The sequence below is a fragment of the Dactylosporangium sp. NPDC051484 genome (genome assembly GCF_040689395.1).
Classification (GTDB): Bacteria; Actinomycetota; Actinomycetes; order Mycobacteriales; family Micromonosporaceae; genus Dactylosporangium.
The window spans coordinates 47,657-67,294 of sequence record NZ_JBFAZX010000017.1 but is presented as its reverse complement, the minus strand read 5'-3'; the positions used below and the strand labels follow the sequence as shown (position 1 = coordinate 67,294).

The following is a 19,638-nucleotide window of genomic DNA, read 5'->3' as shown; positions in this document are numbered from 1 at the left end:
ACGACCTATGGAGCCCCGCCGGTCACGTCCTCGGCCGTCGTGGATCCCTCGGCCACGACGCCAAGGGCGTCACATCATCCCGAGGTAGCGCTCCCGCTCGAACGGGGTCACCACCCGGCGATACTCCTCCCATTCGGTCCGCTTGTTCTTCAGGAAGAAGTCGAAGACGTGCTCGCCGAGGACCTCGGCGACCAGCTCCGAGCCGGACATGACGTCGATGGCCTCGGAGAGGTTCTCCGGCAGCGACTCGTAGCCGGCCGCGCGGCGCTCGCCGTCGGTCAGCGCCCACACGTCGTCCTCGGCGCCGGGCGGCAGCTCGTAGCCCTGCTCGATGCCGCGCAGCCCGGCGCCGAGCATGACCGCGTAGGCGAGGTAGGGGTTGCAGGCCGAGTCGAGCGAGCGCACCTCGATGCGCGCCGAGTTCGGCTTGCCGTAGGCCGGGACCCGCACCAGCGCCGAGCGGTTCTTGTGCCCCCAGCAGACATACGCCGGCGACTCGGTGATCCGGTTGGGCAGCGTCTGCGGGAAGAGCCGCTTGTAGGAGTTCACCCACTGGTTCGTGATGGCGGTGTACTCCCGGGCATGCACGAGCAGGCCGGCGATGAACGCCTGGCCGACCTTGGAGAGCTTCATCGGGTCGCTGGCGTCGTGGAACGCGTTGCGCTCGCCCTCGAACAGCGACAGGTGCGTGTGCATGCCGCTGCCTGGCTGCTCGGTGAACGGCTTGGGCATGAAGGTCGCGTGCACGCCGTGCGACAGCGCGACCTCCTTGATGACGTGCCGGAACGTCATGATGTTGTCGGCCGTGGTGAGCGCGTCGGCGTAGCGCAGGTCGATCTCCTGCTGGCCGGGCGCGACCTCGTGGTGGCTGAACTCGACCGAGATGCCGATCCGCTCCAGGGCGAGCACCGCCTGGCGGCGGAAGTCGCGGGCGACGGCGTGGGTGGTGTGGTCGAAATATCCCCCGCTGTCGACCGGCACCGGGATCGAGCCGTCCGCGCCGAGCGACTCGAGCAGGAAGAACTCGATCTCGGGGTGGGTGTAGAAGGTGAAGCCCTTCTCGGCCGCCTTCGACAGCGCCCGGCGCAGCACGTGGCGCGGGTCGGCCCAGGACGGCGAGCCGTCGGGCAGGGTGATGTCGCAGAACATGCGGGCGCTCTCGCCGGACATGCCGCCCTCGAACGGGAACACCTGGAACGTCGTCGGGTCGGGCATGGCCACCATGTCCGACTCGTAGACCCGGGCGAAGCCCTCGATGGCGGAGCCGTCGAACCCGATGCCCTCCTCGAACGCCGACTCGAGCTCGGCCGGCGCCACCGAGACGCTCTTGAGTGTCCCCAGCACATCGGTGAACCACAGCCGGACGAAGCGGATGTCCCGCTCTTCGAGCGTGCGGAGCACGAACTCCTGCTGACGGTCCACGGCGATGCCCCCACGAGCTGCGGTCTGGCTACGGCTGAATGTCTACGACGAATTCGGGCAAGTCTCACCCGACGCTATTACACACAAGTTACCGGACCGCGGCATCCGGCCCGGCACGGGAGTGAACGTCACGGAGGCGGTGACCGTGAGGCCGGATCACACCGAAGAGCACATCGCGGAGCACACAACGGACCGCGCTGCGGGCCACACTGCGGACCGCGGTGCGGGCCGCGCTAGGAACACCATGGCCCGGTTGCGGCTGGCCCTGGCCCAGGCCGACCCGACGGTGGGCGACCTGACCGGCAACGCGGCCCTCGTGCTCGCCTGGACGGCCCGCGCGGCCGGCGAGGGCGCCCACGTGGTGGCGTTCCCGCAGCTGATGCTCACCGGGCATCCCGTCGGGGACCTGGCGCTGCAGGAGCCTTTCCTGGTCGCGTGCCGGCGGGCGGTCGACGACCTGGCCCGGCGCCTGGCCGAGCGCGGCCTGGGCGACATCGTCGTGCTGGCCGGATGCTTGGACGCCGGCAACGCCGGCGGGTCGGGGCCGCACGCGGCGACGGCGGTGCTGTACCGCGGCGCCCGGGTGACCGGCCCCGCGGACGGCGGCGGGTCTGGCGAGCCGCCGGTCGTGGTGCGCGTCGGCGGCGTCCACGTCGCACTGGCCGTCGGCGAGGACCTTGAGGACCCCGAGGACGCCGCCGACCCCGAGCGCGGCGGCGGCCCGTTCGCGCAAGCGAGGCGCGCGGGCGCCGGGCTGGTGGTGCACGCCGACGCGGCGCCGTACGAGCTCGACCCGGACGACACCCGCCTCGCCCTGCTCGCCCGGCGCGCCCCGCAGGCCGGTGCCACCGTCGCGAGCGTGAACCTCGTCGGCGGACAGGACGAGCTGGTCTTCGCCGGGGATTCCATGGTCGTACGCCCGGACGGCGCCCTGATCGCCCGCGCGCCCCTGTTCGCCGAGCGGCTGATGGTGCTCGACCTCGACCTGCCCGCCGCGGCTGCGCGGCCCGCCGGCGCTGCGGCGCCCGGGCACGCGACGCTCTCGGACGCGGTGCCCGAGCCGGCCCGGCCCGCCCCGCCGCCGCAGATCGCCGCGCGGGGCGTCGACGAGGCCGAGGTCTGGCAGGCACTGGTGCTGGGCCTGCGCGACTACGCGCACAAGAACGGCTACCACAGCGTCGCCCTGGGCCTGTCGGGCGGCATCGACTCGGCCGTCGCCGCCGCGATCGCCTGCGACGCGCTCGGCCCGGCCGGCGTGGCCGGCCTCTCGATGCCCGGCGAGCCGTCCTCCACGGCGTCCCGCGACGACGCGCGCGACCTGGCCCTACGCACCGGCCTGGACTTCCGCGTGGAGCCGATCCAGCCGATGGTCGACGGCTTCCTGGCCAACCTCGCGCTCGGCGGTCCCGCGCTGGAACTGCTGCCGGCCCGCGTCCGCGGGGTGATCCTCGCCACGCTGGCCGACCAGGAGCAGCGCCTGCTGCTGACCGCCGGCGACCGCAGCGCGCTCGCGATCGGCGACCCGATCCTGCAGGGCGGCCCCGAGGCCGCCTTCGACCCGCTCAAGGACGTGCCGCGCACGCTCGTACGGCGGCTCGCCCAGTGGCGCAACGAGGAGGCGGAGCGGCGCGACGAGCCCCCGCCGATTCCGCGGCGCGCGATCGCCGGGCCGCCGGCCGGCCACGAGGCGCTCGACGCGATCCTGACCGGCTACGTCGACGAGGGCCTGGGCCGCGACGACCTCGTGGCCGAGGGGTACGACCCGGGGCTCGTCGATCGCGCGCTGCGGATGGTGGACTCGGCGGAGTACCGCCGCCGCCGGATCCCGCCGGGCACCCGGATCTCGGCGCGGGCGTCCGCGCGCGACCACGGCCTGCCGATCACGAACCGGTTCCGGCACGGCCGGGTCGTGCGGCCCAAGACCGTGCCCCGCTGACGCCGGCTTCCGCGTCGGCGGCGGGCCGGTCACGACGCCGCAGACCCCGCCATTGGCTCGATGCTGTGAAAAACCGCATCTAACGGATGCGTATCCGGCGCCGCCGGTGCGACCATCGTTGGGTAAGCCCGGGGACCCCGAACGGGGCCTCGAGGAGTGAGGGAGGACGCTGATGTCCGAAATTCCGTCCCTGTACGGTGGCGCCGTCAATCGCCGGGTGCGCACCAGAGACCTCATCGCCGCCAAGGAGCGCGGCGAGCGGTGGCCGATGCTCACCTCGTATGACCAGTACACCGCCGGCATCTTCGACCAGGCCGGCATCCCCGTCCTGCTGGTGGGCGACTCCGCCGCCAACAACGTCTACGGGTACGAGTCCACGGTGTCCGTCTCCGTGGACGAGCTGCTCCCGCTCGTGCGTGCGGTGGTCCGCTCGACACGGCGCGCGCTCGTGGTCGGTGACCTGCCGTTCGGCTCATACGAGGAGGGCCCCGCGCAGGCGCTGCGCACCGCGGTCCGCTTCATGAAGGAGGGCGGCTGTCACGCGGTGAAGCTGGAGGGCGGCCGGCGGGTCGCGCCCCAGATCGCCGCGCTGACCAGCGCCGGCATCCCGGTCGTGGCGCACATCGGCTTCACTCCGCAGAGCGAGCACACGATCGGCGGATACCGCGTCCAGGGCCGCGGCGACGCCGCCGAGGACGTCGTGGGCGACGCGCACGCGGTCGCCGAAGCGGGCGCGTTCGCGGTGGTGCTGGAAATGGTGCCGGGTGAGGTCGCGAAGCGCATCACGCATGAGCTGCACATCCCCACGATCGGCATCGGCGCGGGTGCGGACACCGACGCTCAGGTGCTGGTCTGGCAGGACATGGCGGGCATGCGGACGGGGAAGACGCCGCGGTTCGTCAAGCGCTACGCGGACCTGGCCGGCGCCCTCACCGACGCGACGCACGCGTTCGCCGAGGAGGTCCGCTCGGGCGTCTTCCCGGCGCAGGAACACACCTTCGACTGACCGCCACCGCGATTCGCACTATTTCAAGGAAGTAACGGATAAATCCGGACGCTCCGACGTCCGGATTTATCCGTCTACACCGAGACGTCCAGGCTTTCCAGGCCGCGGATGACGTATCCGGGCTTGTAGACCGGCTCGCGCTCCAGGCGCAGGCCGGGCGCCTTGGCCAGCAACGCCCCGAACGACGCGGCGAGCTCGATGCGGGCCAGCGGGGCGCCGAGGCAGTAGTGGATGCCCGCGCCGAAGGAGATGTGCGGGTTGTCCCGGCGGGTGACGTCGAGACTCTCCGGGTCGGCGAACGCGGCCGGGTCGTGGTTGGCCGAGCCGAACAGCAGGGCGACCTCGCTGCCCCGCGGGATCGGCACGCCGTGCACCTCGATGTCCTCGAGCACCCACCGCTCGAACATCTGCAGCGGGGTGTCGAAGCGCATCAGCTCCTCGATCGCGCCGTCGAGAAGGCCTGGGTCGTCCTTGATCTTCCGCAGCTGGTCCGGGTGCCGCAGCAGCGCGCGCCAGCCGTTGCCGGTGACGTTGACGGTCGCCTCGTGCCCGGCGTTGAGCAGCAGCACGCAGGTGCCGATGAGCTCGTCCTCGCTGAGCCCCTCGACCGCAGCGAGGGCGCTGACGAGGTCGTCGCGCGGGTCGTCCTTGCGACGGCGGGCCAGCGCGCGCAGGTACTGCGAGAACTCCTCCGACGCGCGCACCGCCGCCTCGGCCGTCTCGCGGGAGGGGTTGAGCTCGTACATCCCGCAGATCGCGGCCGACCAGGGCCGCAGGTGGTGCCGGTCGGCCTCGGGGACGCCGAGCAGCTCGGCGATGACGGTCACCGGCAGCGGCTCGGCGACCTGGGCGATCAGGTCGCCGCCGCCCTCGGCCACGAACGCGTCGACGAGCTCCTCGGCGAGCCGCCGCACGACCGGGCGCAGGGCCTCCACCCGCCGCGGGGTGAACGCCTGCGACACCAGCCGGCGCAGCCGCGTGTGGTCGGGCGGCTCACGGTCGAGCATGCCGTTGTTGTTGAGCGTCCAGAACGGCTCCTGGTAGTCCGGCGGCGCCGTGCGGCCCATCTCCTCGTGGGTGCTCACGTGCAGGTAGCTGCGGCCCAGCCGGCGGTCGCGCAGCAGCGCGTTGACGTCCTCGTGACGGGAGACGAGGTATTGCCGGCTCGGCTCGAACCAGCGCACCGGCGACTCCTCGCGCAGGCGCGCATAGGCCGCATACGGCGCCGCGACGAACTCCGCGGACCATGGGTCGAATACGGGGTCGAACGCGTCGCTCACAGGTCGGTCACCCGGATCCCGGCGTGGGCCTTGTACCGCTTGTTCATGGCGATGAGGTTCGCCGTCAGCGCCTCGACCTGTCCGGCGTTGCGCAGCCGACCGGCGTACACACCACGCATGCCGGCGATCCGCGCGGCCAGCGCCTGCACCTGGTCGGTGGCGTCGCGGTCGTCGCCGAGCACGAGCACGTCCAGGTCGACGGCGTCGACCTCGGGGTCGGCCAGCAGCACCGCGCTGACGTGGTGGAACGCGGCGCAGACCCGGGCCTCGGGCAGCAGGGTGGCGGCCTGTTCGGCGGCGCTGCCCTCCTCGACCCGCAGCGGATACGGCCCCTGCTTGTCGAAGCCGAGCGGGTTGACGCAGTCCACGACGATCTTCCCGCCGATCAGCAGCGGCGCCAGCTCGGAGACGATGCCCGCGTGGCCCTCCCACGGCACCGCGACGATGACGACGTCGGCGCCGGCGGCGAACGCGTTGTCACCGCCGGCGACGAGGTCCGGCCCGACGCCTGGCATGTCGCGCAGCCCCTGCGCCGCGTGCTCGCCGCGCTCGGTCGAGCGGGATCCGACGAGGACCCGCTGTCCGGCGCGGGCGAAACGGTAGGCAAGGCCGCGCCCCTGGGGACCGGTGCCGCCGATGATGCCGACGGACAGCCCCGAAACGTCGGGCAGGGCGCTCTGGTCGTAGGTCATGCCTCCAGTTGTACCTCCTGGAAGACCACCCTCCGCTTGGCCGGGTCGGCTTCCGTGAGCCGTACCGCCACGCGCTCCCCCAGCGGCAGTCCGTCGCCCTCGCAGCGGGCTCGCACCGGCGGGTCGTCGATCGCGATGTCCGCGCGGCGGCGGGCCGGGTCGACGTCGAGCACGGCGGCCTCGAAGGTCTCGCCGACGCGACTCTGCAGCAGCACCGCCTCGACGAGGTCGACCGCGCCCCGCTCGGCGGCACCGGAGACCCGGTCGGTGCGGGTCATCACCTCGGGCAGCTTCGGTAGCGCCTCCCGGGCCCACGAGGGCACCGCTGCGCCCTCGTGCAGGGCCAGGCACACCTCGGTGACGTATCGGTCGGCCAGGCGCCGCAGCGGGGCCGTCACGTGTGCGTACGACGCGGCCACGGCGGCGTGCAGGGGCTGCTGGGGCGGCGCGCCGTCAAAGGGCGTGTAGCCGGCACCGCGCATCATCTCGGCCGCCTGGTCGAGCAGGGCCGCGGCCCGCGGCTGGGAGAAGTCGAGCCCGGCGATGACCCGCCCGGGCGTGGCATGGTCGGGCCACGGTATCCCGAGCGCCCGCGCCGCCACCCGCAGCGCCTCGACGGTCTCGGGCGGCGGGGGCGGCATCGTGCGCAGCAGCCCCACCCCGCCGCCGAGCATGATGCGGGCCGCGGCCATTCCGGTGAGCAGCGAGATCTGCGCGTTGTACTCCTCGACGGCGACCGGCGCGCGCAGGGTGAGCCGCCAGCCGTCCCCGTCCGGCTCGATCTCCTGCTCGGGCATCGGCAGATTCACCGCGCCACGGTCCAGCCCCAGCGCGACGAGCAGCCGGCCGACCTCCGGCAGCAGGGCCACCGACGGGTGCGGCGTCCCCGCGACGGCGTCGCGCTGCACGGAGGCGTAGTCGAGCTTGGCCCGGCTGCGCACCCGCGCCCGGGCGACGTCCACGGCGACGGTCGCCCCGGCCTCGTCGAGGTCGATCGTCCACAGCACCGCGGGCCGCACCTGGTCGGGCAGCAGGCTCGCGGCGCCCTCGCTGAGCACCGGCGGGTGCAGCGGTACCTTGCCATCGGGCAGGTACACGGTCTGGCCGCGCTTCCACGTCTCGCGCTCCAGCGCCCCACCGGGCGTGACGAACGCCGCGACGTCGGCGATGGCGTAGTGGACCCGGTATCCGCCGTCGCGCCGCAGCAGCAACAGCGCCTGGTCGAGGTCCTTCGAGGTGGGCGGGTCGATGGTGACGAACTCGAGCTCGGTGCGGTCGGCCCGGTCGTCCAACGCCCGCGCGGCGGCCTCCCGGGCCTCCCCCTCGGCGTCGGCGGAGAACCCGTCGGGCAGGTCGAGCTCGTGGCGCAGCGCGCTGAAGTCGATGCGCGGGGCGAGAACACGGCGTGCGGTCACCGGTCAGTCATACCAGTCCGGTTCACCCACGGACTCCCGCGAACGGCGCGTCATCGCTCACCCACCCCGCGGAGAAGGCGGACGGCCGGCCCGCCCAGCAGGGCGGACCGGCCGTCATTGCGAATATCTCCGTTACGGGCGGGCGATGCTCGCCCAGTCCTCCGGCGTCATGCTCGCGGCCTCCTCCGGGTTGTTGCCGTTCTCGCGGCCCGGGATGGCCTCGGTCGCGGCGCCCGACGCGGGCTCCGACTCGGTGTCCTCCACCGCCGCCGGGGCGCCGGCGTCCAGGCCACCCTCGGCGATGACCGCCGGGGGCGTCGCCGGCTCGACCGGCTCGACGGACTCGACCGGCTCGACCAACGCGGGGGCGAGCGTCTGCGGGGCCTCGGCCGCCGCGGCGGGCGGCGTGGCGGCCTTGCGGGCCGGCGCCTTCCGTGCGGTGGTCGTCTTCGCCGGCGCCGTCTTCTTCGCCGTGGCCTTGGTCGCCGTGGCCTTGGTCGCCGTGGCCTTGGCACCCGTCGTCTTCGTCGCCGCGGTCTTGGCCGGAGTGGCCTTCGCCGGGGCCGCCTTCGCCGCCGCCGACTTGGTCGCCTTGGCCGCGGTCGCCTTGGCCGCGGTCGCGGTCGCCTTGGCCGTGGTCGCCTTGGCCGCCGTGGCCTTGGTGGCGGCCTTCGCCGGGGCCTCCTTCGCCGCGGTGGACTTGGCGGCGGTCGTCCTGGTCGTGGCCTTGGTCGCCGTGGCCTTGATGCCCGTCGTCTTCGTCGCCGCGGTCTTGACCGGAGTGGCCTTCGCCGGGGCCGCCTTCGCCGCCGCCGACTTGGTCGCCTTGGCCGCGGTCGCCCTGGCCGTGGTCGCCTTCGCCGGGGCCGCCTTGGCCGCCGCCGACTTGGTCGCCCTGGCCGTGGTCGCCTTCGCCGCCGTCTTGGCCGGGGCGGCCTTGGCGGCGGCCGTCCGGGTCGTCGCCTTCGCCGGGGCTGCCTTTGCCGCCGACTTCGCCGCGGTGGCCTTGGTCGCCGTCGCCTTCGCCGGGGCCGCCTTCGCCGCCGACTTCGCCGCGGTGGCCTTGGTCGCCGTCGCCTTCGCCGCCGACTTCGCGGCGGTCTTGGCGGCCGTGGCCTTGGTGGCGGCCTTCGCCGGAGCCGCCTTCGCCGCCGCCTTGGTGGCCCTAGTCGCCGTCGCCTTCGCCGCGGTCGCCTTGGTCGCCGTCGCCGGGGCAGCCTTCGCCGCCGCCGACTTGGTGGCCTTGGCCGTGGTCGTCTTCGCCGCGGTCGCCTTGGCTGCGGTCGCCGCCGCCTTGGTGGCCGCCGCCTTGGTGACCCTGGCCGCCGTCGTCTTCGCCGCGGTCGCCTTCGTCGCCGCCTTGGCCGCCGTCGCCCTGGTCGCCGCCTTCGCCGGGGCCGCCTTCGCCGTGGCGGTCTGCTTCGCCGGGGTGGCCTTCGCGGTCGCGGCCTTCCTCGCCGCCGCGGTGGTCGTCACGGCCGTGGTGGTCTTCGCGGCCGTGGTCTTCTTGGCCGCCGCGGTGGTCGTCTTGGCTGCCGCCTTGACCGCGGTGGTGGTCTTCGCCGCCGCCTTCTTCGCCGCCGCGGTGGTCGTCTTAGCTGCCGCCTTGACCGCGGTAGTGGTCGCCGCCGCCGCCTTCTTCGCCGCCGCGACGGTCGTCTTGGCCGCCGGCGTCGCCGTCTTGGCCGCGGTCCTCTTCGCCGCGGTCGTGGACTTCGCCGCCGGGGTGGCCGCCTTGGCCGCCACCGTCGTCTTCGCCGCCGGAGTAACGGTCTTCGCGGCCGCCACCGTCGTCGTCTTCCTCGCCGCCGGCGTCGCCGTCTTGGCCGCCGCCGCCGTCTTCTTCGCGGGGGTGGCCGACTTGGCCGCCGCCGTCTTCTTCGCGGGGGTGGCCGACTTGGCCGCCGCCGTCTTCTTCGCCGCCGGGGTCGCAGCCTTGGCCGCCGCCGGCTTCCGCGACGACGTCGACGCCGAAGACGCCGGGGTCACTGCCGCCGTTGCGGTGCGGCGGGGGGAACTTGCCGCGACCGTCCCACGGGCCTTGGCGGGGGCCGGGTCGGTCGTCGCGGAGGCCTGGACCGCCGCGTTGGTCGCGGCCGCGCGCGCTGCGGCCGATCTCTTGGTGGCCTTGTTTGCTGCGGCCATCGTGGTCCTCCTGGAGGAGTTATCCCGCGTCCTGCGGGATGTTCGCGGTTGGGTTGTGCGGGTGGACGGATTCCGTGCCGTCGGGCCCGGGCGGTTCGCGGTCGCCCGTGCTCCGGCGTCGTGCTAGCGCTTGCCTTCCCACCGTTCGTCCTCGGCGTCCCACGCCTCGTTGCGTTCGCGGACTTTGGCGAGGGCCTGCTCGGCTTCTGCTGCCGAATCATAGGGGCCGAGGCGATCCTTTCCCGCACACATGTCAGCCTCGGACTCGACCCGTTGGTGAGATAGGCACCAGTAGTACCGCTCAGCACCGCTGCTGCTCATGACATCACTGTGCACCGCAAATACAACACGCGCCACCGAAACTGGCAAATACCTGGTTCAGATTCCACAGTAGACGCAACCGGCCGAGACCGGTCCCAGCCACGCACCGCACCGGATTCGGTGACGGCGATACGCCTCGGATCGATCCGGATCCGTTGCGCGGCAATGCTTTCCCGATCATGTGCCAGCCTGCAAATCCCATGCGGAACGGGGAGTTGCCACGTCGCCATGTGGTCACCATCACCCGAGGATGAGCCGAACGGAGGAAGCATATTCGAGTCGTCCGGTCGACCCTCCGGCCATCGTTCGGAGACGAACGAGAATCGTCCACGGTGGACACCAGGGCGCTGCGGCGGGCCGTACGAGCCCCCGCCGAACCGGCCTCGGGGGCCGTGAAGACCCATCGGCGGCGGACCGTGAGCAGAATGCGTACCGCCGCCGCGACGAGTGGAGCCCAGAAGCACGACAATCGCCGAACCGTCGCGAATCCCAGCCCCGGCGGACCACGCGCGGCGCCCGGTGCGCGACCCGATGGCCGACCAGCCGGTACCGCTGGAGCCGGTCGACCTGGGGTGCCGGACGAAGCTGTCAAAACGGCGGCCCTCGTTCCCGCACCGGCGGGGCCTGCGGGACAATTGAAGAGTGAGCCTCCATGCTGATGACCTGCCGGACGTCCTCGCCATCACGCCGCTGACCTCGCCGCCTGACGTGTCGCTGCGCCCGCCCGGATCGAAGAGCATCACCAACCGCGCCCTCATCTGCGCCGCGCTCGCGCCCGGGCGCAGCACGCTGACGGGAATGCTCTTCGCCGACGACACCTACGCGATGCTCGACGCCGTCCGAGCGCTGGGCGTGACCCTCACCGTCGACGAGGCCGCGCGGACGGTGGTCGTCGACGGCGTCGATGTGCGCGCCGCCACCGACGAGGTACACATCGACGCGCGCCAGTCGGGCACCACGTCGCGGTTCGTGCTGCCTGCGGCGGCGCTGCGCCCCGCGCGCGGCGTGGTCGACGGCTCCCCGCAGCTGCGCGGCCGACCGTTCGCCGCGCTCGTCGTCGCGCTGCGCGAGCTGGGCGCGACCTTGGAGGACCTGGGCCAGCCCGGATACCTGCCGGTCGCCGTCACCGGGCCGCTGGCCGGGGGCAAGGTGGCGCTACCGGGGCACATCTCCAGCCAGTACCTCTCCGGTCTGCTCATGGCCGGTCCGCTCATGGCCGATGGGCTGACGGTCGAGCTCACCTCGCCGCTGGTCTCCGTGCCCTACGTCGAGGCGACCACCGCCGTCATGACCGCGTTCGGCGTGACCGTGGAGGGTCTGACGGTGCATCCGGGCGCATACCGGGCGACCGACTACGACATCGAGCCCGACGCGAGTGCCGCTTCCTACCTGCTGGCCGCGGCCGCGATCACCGGCGGGCGGGTGACCGTCGAAGGGTTGGGCACCCGCAGCCTGCAGGGCGACGTGCGCTTCGCCGAGCTGCTGGAGCGGATGGGGGCGCGGGTCGAGTGGGCCGCCGACAGCATCACGGTCACCGGCACCGGCGAGTTGCACGGCATCGAGGTCGACATGGCCGACATCTCCGACACCGCGCAGACCCTCGCCGCGGTGGCCGTGTTCGCCGACTCCCCGACCCGGATCACCGGCATCGGCTTCATCCGCCGCAAGGAGACCGACCGCATCGGCGCGATCGTGACGGAGCTGTCCCGCGCCGGCGTCGACGCGGTCGAGGAGGCCGACGGGTTCACCATCAACCCGGCCGCGCCCACCCCGACCACGTTCGACACCTACGAGGACCACCGCATGGCGATGAGCCTGGCGCTGCTGGGCCTGCGGGTGCCGGGCATCGAGATCCGCGACCCGCGGTGCGTGGCGAAGACCTACCCGGAGTACTTCGAGGACCTGGCCCGCCTGTCGCAGTAGCCCCGGTAACCCGATGCGGACGCCCGGGTCCACGCCCGCGGCGACGGCGGGCGGCATGACGCGAGACGCTGCCGCCCGCGACCGAGCCAGGTCGCCGACGGCGCTCAACATTCCCGCCTCGAAGGACGTCCGCATCGGTGTGGGTTCGACCCGCGGACCCCGCACGCGAATACCTGTACTTCCGCCTCCGTCCGTTCCGCGTGACGCCTCGGCGACACTGTTCAGACGGGAGACCGCCGGCGGGTCACACAGCGCACAATGCTCGACGGCCCGGAAGTGCCTTTGCCCTGGCTCGCCCGGTGCCCACCTCCGATGCCCGCCGGACGCAGCCGGCCTCGGCCCGGTCGTCGGCGCGGCCGTCGAAGCCCACGAGCTCGCCGCGCCGCGGAAGCCGCAGACCACCAACCTGCTCCTCGCCGGCCTGACCCTCGTCGTGGCCCTGGCCGCCGCGGTGTTCTCCGGCTTCGTCGCCTACGAGCCGTGACAGTTCCTCGGCGCCATGCACCGCGCCTTCGGCTGACCCCCGAGAAACGCCGGCCGAGCCCGATGATTCGCAGCGGGGCCGGCGCAAGCATCGCGCCGCTCACCCTTCGTGAGCCGCAGGTGATGTCTGGCATGTGAGGCGGACGGCAACAGCAATACCCCCTCATCTACCCGACGCGACACCAACCCCCGGGCATTTCCCGTGGAGTACCTTGTCCGTGAGCAAGGCCGCAAGGCGCCACCGGCCAATCCGCTCGCGATTGAGTGCTGCTCTCGTAACCAAATCCCCCGCCACGAAGGTGGGTTGATCCCGCCTGCCCAGTTTCGTCCGCATGTCTCAAAAGAGATCCGCATGTCTCGAAGAGACCTGACAAAAAGAGATCGACACAGGGAGGCCAGAACATGAAGACGCACTTCAAACGCGCCGCAGTCGTCCTCGGCGCCGCAGGAATGATCATCGCGGGCGGTGGGGCGACAGCCATCGCCACCGGCGCCAAACACACCAGGATCGAGTTCCAAATGGTCCGGTCCGCGAACTCGGTGAATACGGGCTGCCTGCCCAACGCCAAGGCCAAGGTCACCGTACAGTCGAGGGGGCCGGTCGAGGTGATGACGATCGTAGCGAGCGGCTTGCCGAAGAACACGGAGTTCGACCTGTTCGTCATCCAGGTGCCGAACGCGCCGTTCGGCATGTCCTGGTACCAGGGCGATCTGGACACGAACCACTCGGGCAAAGCCGTCGGCACGTTCGTCGGCCGGTTCAGCGTCGAGACGTTCAGCGTGGCGCCCGGCACCGCCCCGGCCCCGGTGGTACACAACTCGCCGATCCCGGACGCCTCGTCGAACCCGAAGACGAACCCGATCCACCAGTACCACCTCGGGCTGTGGTTCAACTCGCCGAAGGATGCGGTCGCGGCCGGCTGCCAGACCGACCCGAACGCGGTGACGCCGTTCAACGGCGACCACACCGCTGGCGTGCAGGCGTTGAGCACCAGGAACTTCCCGAACGACCACGGCCCGCTGCGCGACCTGGTGCCGTAACCGACAGACGGTGAACGCGGCCAGGCGCGGTGACATGGTCCCCGCCTGGCCGCCTTGCGGCGTCAATCAAAGAGTTGACGGTCGCAATTTTTAACAAGGCTAGATCCGCATCGCGGATTCGGCCCTTTTTTATTGCCTAAGGATAGGAGATCGCAGGCTATCTTGGGCGACCGGCGCCGAACCGCCCGCGCTTGCGTCCTGCGGTCAGTAGAGGTTCAACAGACCTGATCAGGGGGCGACGGACGAGTCGACCTGTACGCCGGGTTCTGTCCCCGCCTTGCGGTGGGGGGCGGCCATCCATCTCGGCCTGCCGTTGCCGGCAGGCTCCAGCGGTCCACCCGCAGGCTCGGGCGGGCAGCCCTCAAACGCCTGCGCAGGCCGGGCCCGTGGGCGCCGGCCCTTTTGACCTTGCTCCGGGCGGGGTTTACCTAGCCGCCCCGGTCGCCCGGGGCGCTGGTGGGCTCTTACCCCACCGTTTCACCCTTACCCAGCTGACCGGTTTCCCGGCCCCCTGGGCGGTCTGCTTTCTGTGGCACTGTCCCGCGGGTCGCCCCGGGTTGCCGTTAACAACCACCCTGCCCTGTGGAGCCCGGACGTTCCTCGGCGGCACCAGTGTGGTGCCGACGCGGCCGCCCGGTCGACTCGTCCGTCGCGCTGACTATGGTAGTCAAACCATGAACCCCTCAAACATCGCCTTGCTGTCCGTGGCCGGGCTGGCGGCCGGGACCGTCAACGCGATCGCGGGGGGTGGCTCGCTCATCACGTTTCCCGCGCTGATCGCTACGGGGCTGCCGCCCGTGGCGGCGAACGTGACCAACACCACGGCCGTCTTCCCTGGGTACGTCGCCTCCGTCTACGGCAGCCGCACCGACCTGGCGGACCTGGCCCGGGACGGGTCGCGGCGGCTGCTGCTGAGCCTCGGGCCGACGTCGGTCGTGGCGGCCGCGCTCGGGTGCGCGCTGCTGCTGCTGACGCCGGCCAAGGCGTTCGACGTCGTCGTGCCGTTCCTGGTGCTGGGGGCCACGGCGGTGCTCGCGTTCCAGGACCGGCTGCGGCGGCTCGTCGGGCATCCCCGCGAGCTTTCGCCCCGCCGGCAGCGGCTCGGGCTGCACGGGATGGTGTTCATCGGCTCGCTGTACGGCGGGTACTTCGGCGCCGCCCTCGGCGTGATGCTCGTCGCCGCGATCGGGCTCGTGCTGGACCAGTCCATGGCCCGGGTCAGCGCGCTGAAGAACGCCGTCTCGGCGCTCGGCGGGCTGGTCGGCGTGCTCGCGTTCGGGCTGTTCGGGCCGGTCGACTGGTTCGACGTGGCGATCGTCGCGCCGGCCGCGGTCGTCGGCGGGTACATCGGCGCCCGGCTGGCCCGCCGGCTGCCGAGCGCGGTGCTCAAGACGATGGTCGTCGTGTTCGGCTCGGTGGTGGGGCTGGTGCTGCTGTACCGCGCCTTCTTCTAGGTCAGGTGAGCGGTCTCGTTCACCAGGCGCACCGCGACGCCGCCGTCGGGCCAGGAGTCCACGAGCGACAGGCCGGCAGGGTCGAGATACAGCCGGAAGAGGAGCGAGTCGCTCGCGGCGAGTGCGTCGCGCAGCAGCAGCTTGATCGGGGTGACGTGGCTGACGACGGCGATCTCGCGGCCCTCGTATCGCTCCTGCAGCCGCCCCACGGCCCGCCGCACCCGCATGGCGACCTGCTGGAACGACTCGCCGCCGGGCGGCGCGACGGCGGTGGAGGCGAGCCAGCGGGTCTGCTCGGGGCCGTAGCGCTCGCGGACCTCGGCGTAGGTGAGCCCCTCCCATTCGCCGAAATCGCACTCGACGAGGTCGTCCTCGACGTGGATCGGCACGTCGCCGAAGGCGGCCGCGGTCTCGAGGCAGCGCTTGAGCGGCGAGCTGACCACCGCGGCGATGGACGGGGCGAGCTGCCGAGCGCGGGCGGCGGCGCGGGCGGCCTGCTCGTGGCCGGTCTCGGAGAGGGGGATGTCGCCGCGGCCGGAGTAGCGCTTCTGGGCCGTATACGGGGTCTCCCCGTGCCGCAGGACCACCATCCGCAGCGGCGAGCCGGTCGAGGGCGGCGACCACGACCGCGGCGGCTCCTGCGCGGCGGGAGGCTGCACGTCCGAGGCGGTCTTGCCGTCCATCGCGGCGTTGGCGAGGCGGTCGGCGTGCCGGTTGCGTTCGCGGGGGATCCAGCTGTACCGAATCCGGGAAAAGCCCTTGGCCAGCTCCCGGGCCTCCTCGGCGAGCGGGCGCAGGCCGGGGTGCTTGATCTGCCAGCGCCCGGACATCTGCTCGACGACGAGCTTGGAGTCCATGCGCACCTCGGCCTCGTCGGCGCCGAGCTCGCGTGCGGCGCGCAGGCCGGCGATGAGCCCGGAATACTCGGCGACGTTGTTGGTCGTCACACCCAGCGCGCCGAGGCGCTCGGCGAGCACCTCGCCGGACTCGTCGCGCACGACGGCGCCGTAGCCGGCCGGGCCGGGGTTTCCGCGCGACCCGCCATCCGCCTCGACGGTCACCCGCATGCGGCTACAGCCCCGACTCGGCGGTGCGCACCAGGATGCGGCGGCACTCCTCGCAGCGCACGACGTCGTCCGCGGCGGCGGCCTTCACCCGGGCCCGGTCACCGCCGGAGAGCTCGAGGCGGCAGCCCTCGCAGCGGCCCTGGCGCAGCATGGCCGCGCCGATGCCGCCGCTGCTCTCGCGGATCTTGTCGTAGAGGGTGACGAGGTCCACGGGCAGGTCCGCGGCGAGCGGGCGGCGGCCGGACCGGCGGAACTCCTCGTCCTTGGCGATCGCGACGAGGGCCTCGTCGCGGCGCCGCTCGGCCTCCTCGCGGGTGGCCCGGCGGGTCTGCAGCGCGGTGAGGATCTCGTCCAGGGCCGCCTGCGCGGTCTCGCGCTGCTCCATGAGCTCCAGCTCGGCGTCCTCGAGCTCGGACTGGCGCCGGTTGAGCGTGCCGATCTCGTGCTGCAGCGCCTCGAGCTCGCGCGCCGGGCCGGTGCCGGCGTCAAGGCGCACCTGGTCCTTCTGCTTGCGGGCGCGGACCTGCTCGGCGTCTCGCTCGAGCCGGTCGATGTCGCGGTCGAGGTCGTCGACGGCCACCTGGGCACGGACCCGCCGATCCTCCATCGTGGACAGCTCACGGGCCAGCTTGTCGAGCTCGGCGTGCTCGGGCAGGGCCTTGCGCTTGTGCGCGAGCTGGGTCAGCGCGATGTCGATCGCCTGCAGGTCGAGCAGGCGGCGCTGGGCTTGCGGGTCAGCCTTCACGAGTCGTTGCCCTCCAAGGAGCCTTTCAACAGTACCCAGGGTGAGGTGTCCACATCGGACACCACGGTCTGCACGCCGGCCTCCGCCCGCAGGAACGCCGCCACGTCGTCCAGCCAGGGTCGCTCTGACGCCCAGTGGGCGACGTCGACGAGGGCCGGCCCGCCATTGGCGAGGTGCTCCTGCGCCGGGTGGTGGCGCAGATCCGCGGTCAAGTATGCGTCAACGCCGGCCCGCGCCGCGTCGGCCAGGAACGCGTCGCCGGAGCCGCCGGAGACCGCGACCGTCTCGACCGTCGCGGCCGGGTCGCCCGCGGCGCGCACGCCCGCGGCCGTCTTCGGCAGGCTCGCCGCCGCGTGGGCGGCGAAGGCGGCCAGGGTCATCGGCTCGGGAAGTCGCCCGACGCGTCCGTGTCCCCGCTCGGGCGCGCGGGGATCGGGGCGCAGCGGCCGCACGTCGCGCAGGCCGAGGGTGGCGGCCAGGGCGTCGGACACGCCCGGGTTGGCGACGTCGCCGTTGGTGTGGGCGGTGTACAGCGCGATCCCGGAGCGGATCATGCGGTGCACGATCCGGCCCTTGTACGTCGTGGGCGCCACGCTGGACACCCCGCGCAGCAACAGCGGGTGGTGGGTGAACACGAACTCGGCCCCGGCCGCCTCCGCCTCGGCCACGACCGCCGGGTCGCAGTCGACGGCGAGCAGCACCCGGGTGACGGTCGCGTCGGGGTCGCCGAGGACGAAGCCGACGCGGTCCCAGTCCTCGGCCCACGCCGGCGGATACCGCCGCTCCAGCAGTTCCACGAGTTCGGCTACGCGCACGGCGTAACGTTAGTCCACCGCGTCCCCGCCCGCGATCAGCTGGGCCCGCACGGACGGGTGCCGATCGAGCGCGTCGAGCGGCAGGTGCCACGGGAAGTCCTCGCGGGCCCCACCGATGCCGGGCGGGTGCAGCTCGATGACGTCCTCGCCGTAGAGGACGGTGACGCCCCAGGAGCGCAGCCGCGCGATCGACTCGCCGAAGGCGGGATGGGCGGCCATCGCGCGGTTGGTGTACGGCAAGGCCACGATCGGCAGGCCCATGCCGAGCCCCTCCACGATGAGGCCGAGGGCCAGGGTGTCGGCGATGCCGGCCGACCACTTGTTGACGGTGTTGACGGTGGCCGGCGCGACGATGATGGCCTCGGCCGGGGGCAGGACGTCGGGTTCGCCGGGGTACTTGTAGCGGTGCCGCACCGGGTGGCCCGTCTGCTTGACGACGGCGGGGATGTCGAGCCATTTGAGGGCGTCCGGCGTGGCGACCACGCAGACGTCCCAGCCCCGCTGCTGCGCGAGCGAGACCAGAGTGCCGACGCCCTGGGTGGCCGGGGAACCACACACGACGGCGTAAAGGACGGGTCCGGACATACCGGCATTGTGCCCTGTGTTCAGACCCCCACGCTCATGTGTTCGGCGAGTTCGACGACCGGCGCGGACGGGGCACCGCGGGTGCGGCGCAGAACGTCGCTGAGCACCTCGCGAGCCAGGGGCCGGCACCGGATCTCCGCGGGCGCCAGCCGGTCGCCTTCGAGCAGCATCTCGCTGGCCACCTCGATGTCGCCGATCAGCGCCCGCGCCCGGGCCTGGTCCAGGTAGTGGTGCGCCCGGCGCTCCGGCAGCAGGGCCTGAAAACCTTCAAGATCCAGATTCTCGTGTACCTCCACAGCCGCCCGCCCCTCGCCGAGTTCCACGGCGGCGGCGGCGCGGTGCAGCTGGACGTTCGTCGGGCCGAAGCACGTCCAGTAGTAGTTGGCGTCGCCCCCCAGGCCGCGGGCCGCCTCCTCAGCGCCGGCGAGCAGGTCGCGCACGGTCGCGCTGTCACCGGTGCGGGCCGCGGCCATCGCGCCCTGCAGCAGCAGCTGCCCGTAGACGGACAGGCGCCCGGGCGTGTGGTCGTTGCCGTTGGTGCCGGGGGCGAGCCGGTTGGCGATGTTGACGTTGATCTCCAGCGCGGGCCGGGCACGCCCGAGCGACAGCAGCGCCAGCGCGACGCGCGTGGTGGCGGTGCCGGCCAGCAGCTGGTCGCCGGTGCGCTGGGACACCGCGATCGAGCGGTCCGCGGCGAGCCAGGACAGCTCGTGCTCGCCGAGCTTGCGCAGCGCCGACGAGGCGATCTGGTACACCTGCCCGAGCAGGTGAGCGGCCTCCACGGCGTGCGAGCCGTCGCTGTAGGCGGTGTCGGCGGCCTGCGCCTCACGCAGCAGGCGGGGCAGGGTGCGGGCCAGCGTCGCGTACTTCGCGTGCTGGTAGCTCAGCCAGGCGTGGGTGACGGCCTTGCGCATCTCCGGCAGGGACGGCGGCTGCGGCGGCGCGTAGAAGAACGCGCTGATCTGGTCGTAGCGCTCCAGCGCGGCCCGGATCTCCTCGACCTCGACCTGGTCGACGCCGCTGACGCTGTCCGGCCGCCGCTCCGGGTCCCGGCCCAGCAGGATCTGCACGTCGAGCTGGAGGACGTCGGCGATCTCGTACACGACGGAGAACTTGTCCAGCCGGCGCACGCCACGCTCGACCTTGTCCACCCAGCTCTTGGACTTGCCGAGCCGGTCGGCGAACACCTGCTGCGACATCTTGCGCCGGTTTCGCCAGTACGCCACCCGACGGCCGATGGGCAACTCATCCACGTCGCTCACCTCCGGATGTCACCCGGCCGGCAGACATCGCACGATTTGTGCGGTT

The 19,638-nt window shown here is 72.6% G+C and carries 18 protein-coding genes and 1 other RNA gene; 7 read left to right on the top strand and 12 right to left on the bottom strand.

Going from position 1 to position 19,638, the window contains the following annotated elements; genetic code table 11:
- Positions 1-69 precede the first annotated feature (69 nt).
- Complete coding sequence (gene glnA / locus AB0367_RS25025) at positions 70-1,422, bottom strand: type I glutamate--ammonia ligase (RefSeq protein WP_366228836.1); 1,353 nt, start codon at positions 1,420-1,422, stop codon at positions 70-72.
- Positions 1,423-1,666: 244 nt separating this feature from the next.
- On the opposite strand from glnA, the gene AB0367_RS25020 reads away from it, so the two are divergent.
- Complete coding sequence (locus AB0367_RS25020; RefSeq protein WP_366228835.1) at positions 1,667-3,358, top strand: nitrilase-related carbon-nitrogen hydrolase; 1,692 nt, start codon at positions 1,667-1,669, stop codon at positions 3,356-3,358.
- Between the two features lie 172 nt (positions 3,359-3,530).
- Entirely contained in the window at positions 3,531-4,364 is an 834-nt protein-coding gene (gene panB / locus AB0367_RS25015; protein WP_366228834.1) for a 3-methyl-2-oxobutanoate hydroxymethyltransferase, read from the top strand.
- 74 nt (positions 4,365-4,438) lie between these two features.
- Here the strand turns inward: panB and AB0367_RS25010 are convergent, their stop codons facing one another.
- From AB0367_RS25010 to AB0367_RS24995, 4 genes are all read right to left on the bottom strand, one after another.
- Positions 4,439-5,644, bottom strand: coding sequence for a cytochrome P450 (locus AB0367_RS25010; RefSeq protein WP_366228833.1), 1,206 nt, complete (start codon positions 5,642-5,644; stop codon positions 4,439-4,441).
- Positions 5,641-6,336, bottom strand: coding sequence for an NADPH-dependent F420 reductase (gene npdG, locus AB0367_RS25005; protein WP_366228832.1), 696 nt, complete (start codon positions 6,334-6,336; stop codon positions 5,641-5,643). Before npdG ends, AB0367_RS25010 begins: the two co-directional genes overlap by 4 nt.
- A complete protein-coding gene (locus AB0367_RS25000) occupies positions 6,333-7,751 on the bottom strand; it encodes an RNB domain-containing ribonuclease (protein WP_366228831.1) in 1,419 nt (472 codons plus the stop codon). The genes npdG and AB0367_RS25000 overlap by 4 nt, the downstream gene beginning before the upstream one ends.
- Before the next feature lie 132 nt (positions 7,752-7,883).
- Positions 7,884-8,111, bottom strand: a complete 228-nt coding sequence (locus AB0367_RS24995) for a hypothetical protein (protein ID WP_366228830.1) — start codon at positions 8,109-8,111, stop codon at positions 7,884-7,886.
- Positions 8,112-8,157: 46 nt separating this feature from the next.
- On the opposite strand from AB0367_RS24995, the gene AB0367_RS24990 reads away from it, so the two are divergent.
- A complete protein-coding gene (locus tag AB0367_RS24990) occupies positions 8,158-10,023 on the top strand; it encodes a hypothetical protein (RefSeq protein WP_366228829.1) in 1,866 nt (621 codons plus the stop codon).
- Here AB0367_RS24990 and AB0367_RS24985 read toward each other — a convergent pair.
- Complete coding sequence (locus AB0367_RS24985) at positions 10,020-10,217, bottom strand: hypothetical protein (protein WP_366228828.1); 198 nt, start codon at positions 10,215-10,217, stop codon at positions 10,020-10,022. The two genes, AB0367_RS24990 and AB0367_RS24985, sit on opposite strands and share 4 nt — an antisense overlap.
- Positions 10,218-10,859: 642 nt before the next feature.
- Between AB0367_RS24985 and aroA the strand changes: the two genes are divergently transcribed.
- The 3 genes from aroA to AB0367_RS24970 all read left to right on the top strand — a co-directional run bounded on the left by aroA (position 10,860) and on the right by AB0367_RS24970 (position 13,664).
- The gene (gene aroA / locus AB0367_RS24980) at positions 10,860-12,140 is read left to right on the top strand and encodes a 3-phosphoshikimate 1-carboxyvinyltransferase (protein WP_366228827.1); all 1,281 of its coding nucleotides are present in this window, start codon (positions 10,860-10,862) and stop codon (positions 12,138-12,140) included.
- 55 nt (positions 12,141-12,195) lie between these two features.
- Complete coding sequence (locus AB0367_RS24975) at positions 12,196-12,624, top strand: hypothetical protein (protein ID WP_366228826.1); 429 nt, start codon at positions 12,196-12,198, stop codon at positions 12,622-12,624.
- Positions 12,625-13,025: 401 nt separating this feature from the next.
- Entirely contained in the window at positions 13,026-13,664 is a 639-nt protein-coding gene (locus AB0367_RS24970) for a hypothetical protein (RefSeq protein WP_366228825.1), read from the top strand.
- Between the two features lie 239 nt (positions 13,665-13,903).
- On the opposite strand, the gene rnpB is transcribed toward AB0367_RS24970, so the two are convergent.
- Positions 13,904-14,309: RNase P RNA component class A (gene rnpB / locus AB0367_RS24965), an RNA gene on the bottom strand.
- A 29-nt stretch (positions 14,310-14,338) separates the two neighbouring features.
- Here rnpB and AB0367_RS24960 point away from each other — a divergent pair.
- Positions 14,339-15,118: a sulfite exporter TauE/SafE family protein gene (locus tag AB0367_RS24960; RefSeq protein ID WP_366228824.1), complete on the top strand. Its 780-nt coding sequence runs from the start codon at positions 14,339-14,341 to the stop codon at positions 15,116-15,118.
- Here the strand turns inward: AB0367_RS24960 and AB0367_RS24955 are convergent.
- Genes AB0367_RS24955 through AB0367_RS24935 form a run of 5 tightly spaced genes read right to left on the bottom strand, consistent with a single transcriptional unit; the run spans position 15,115 to position 19,583 of the window.
- Positions 15,115-16,185 carry a bifunctional RNase H/acid phosphatase gene (locus AB0367_RS24955; RefSeq protein WP_366228823.1) on the bottom strand — a complete coding sequence of 357 codons (1,071 nt, stop codon included), beginning with the start codon at positions 16,183-16,185 and terminating at the stop codon, positions 15,115-15,117. The genes AB0367_RS24960 and AB0367_RS24955 overlap by 4 nt on opposite strands.
- Positions 16,186-16,189: 4 nt before the next feature.
- On the bottom strand, positions 16,190-16,930 hold the full coding sequence (locus tag AB0367_RS24950; protein WP_366228822.1) for a C4-type zinc ribbon domain-containing protein: 741 nt from the start codon (positions 16,928-16,930) through the stop codon (positions 16,190-16,192).
- Positions 16,927-17,745, bottom strand: coding sequence for a Nif3-like dinuclear metal center hexameric protein (locus AB0367_RS24945; RefSeq protein WP_366228821.1), 819 nt, complete (start codon positions 17,743-17,745; stop codon positions 16,927-16,929). The genes AB0367_RS24950 and AB0367_RS24945 overlap by 4 nt, the downstream gene beginning before the upstream one ends.
- Before the next feature lie 9 nt (positions 17,746-17,754).
- The gene (locus AB0367_RS24940; RefSeq protein WP_366228820.1) at positions 17,755-18,330 is read right to left on the bottom strand and encodes a flavoprotein; all 576 of its coding nucleotides are present in this window, start codon (positions 18,328-18,330) and stop codon (positions 17,755-17,757) included.
- Positions 18,331-18,350: 20 nt separating this feature from the next.
- Positions 18,351-19,583 carry a helix-turn-helix domain-containing protein gene (locus tag AB0367_RS24935; RefSeq protein ID WP_366228819.1) on the bottom strand — a complete coding sequence of 411 codons (1,233 nt, stop codon included), beginning with the start codon at positions 19,581-19,583 and terminating at the stop codon, positions 18,351-18,353.
- Positions 19,584-19,638: the final 55 nt, after the last annotated feature.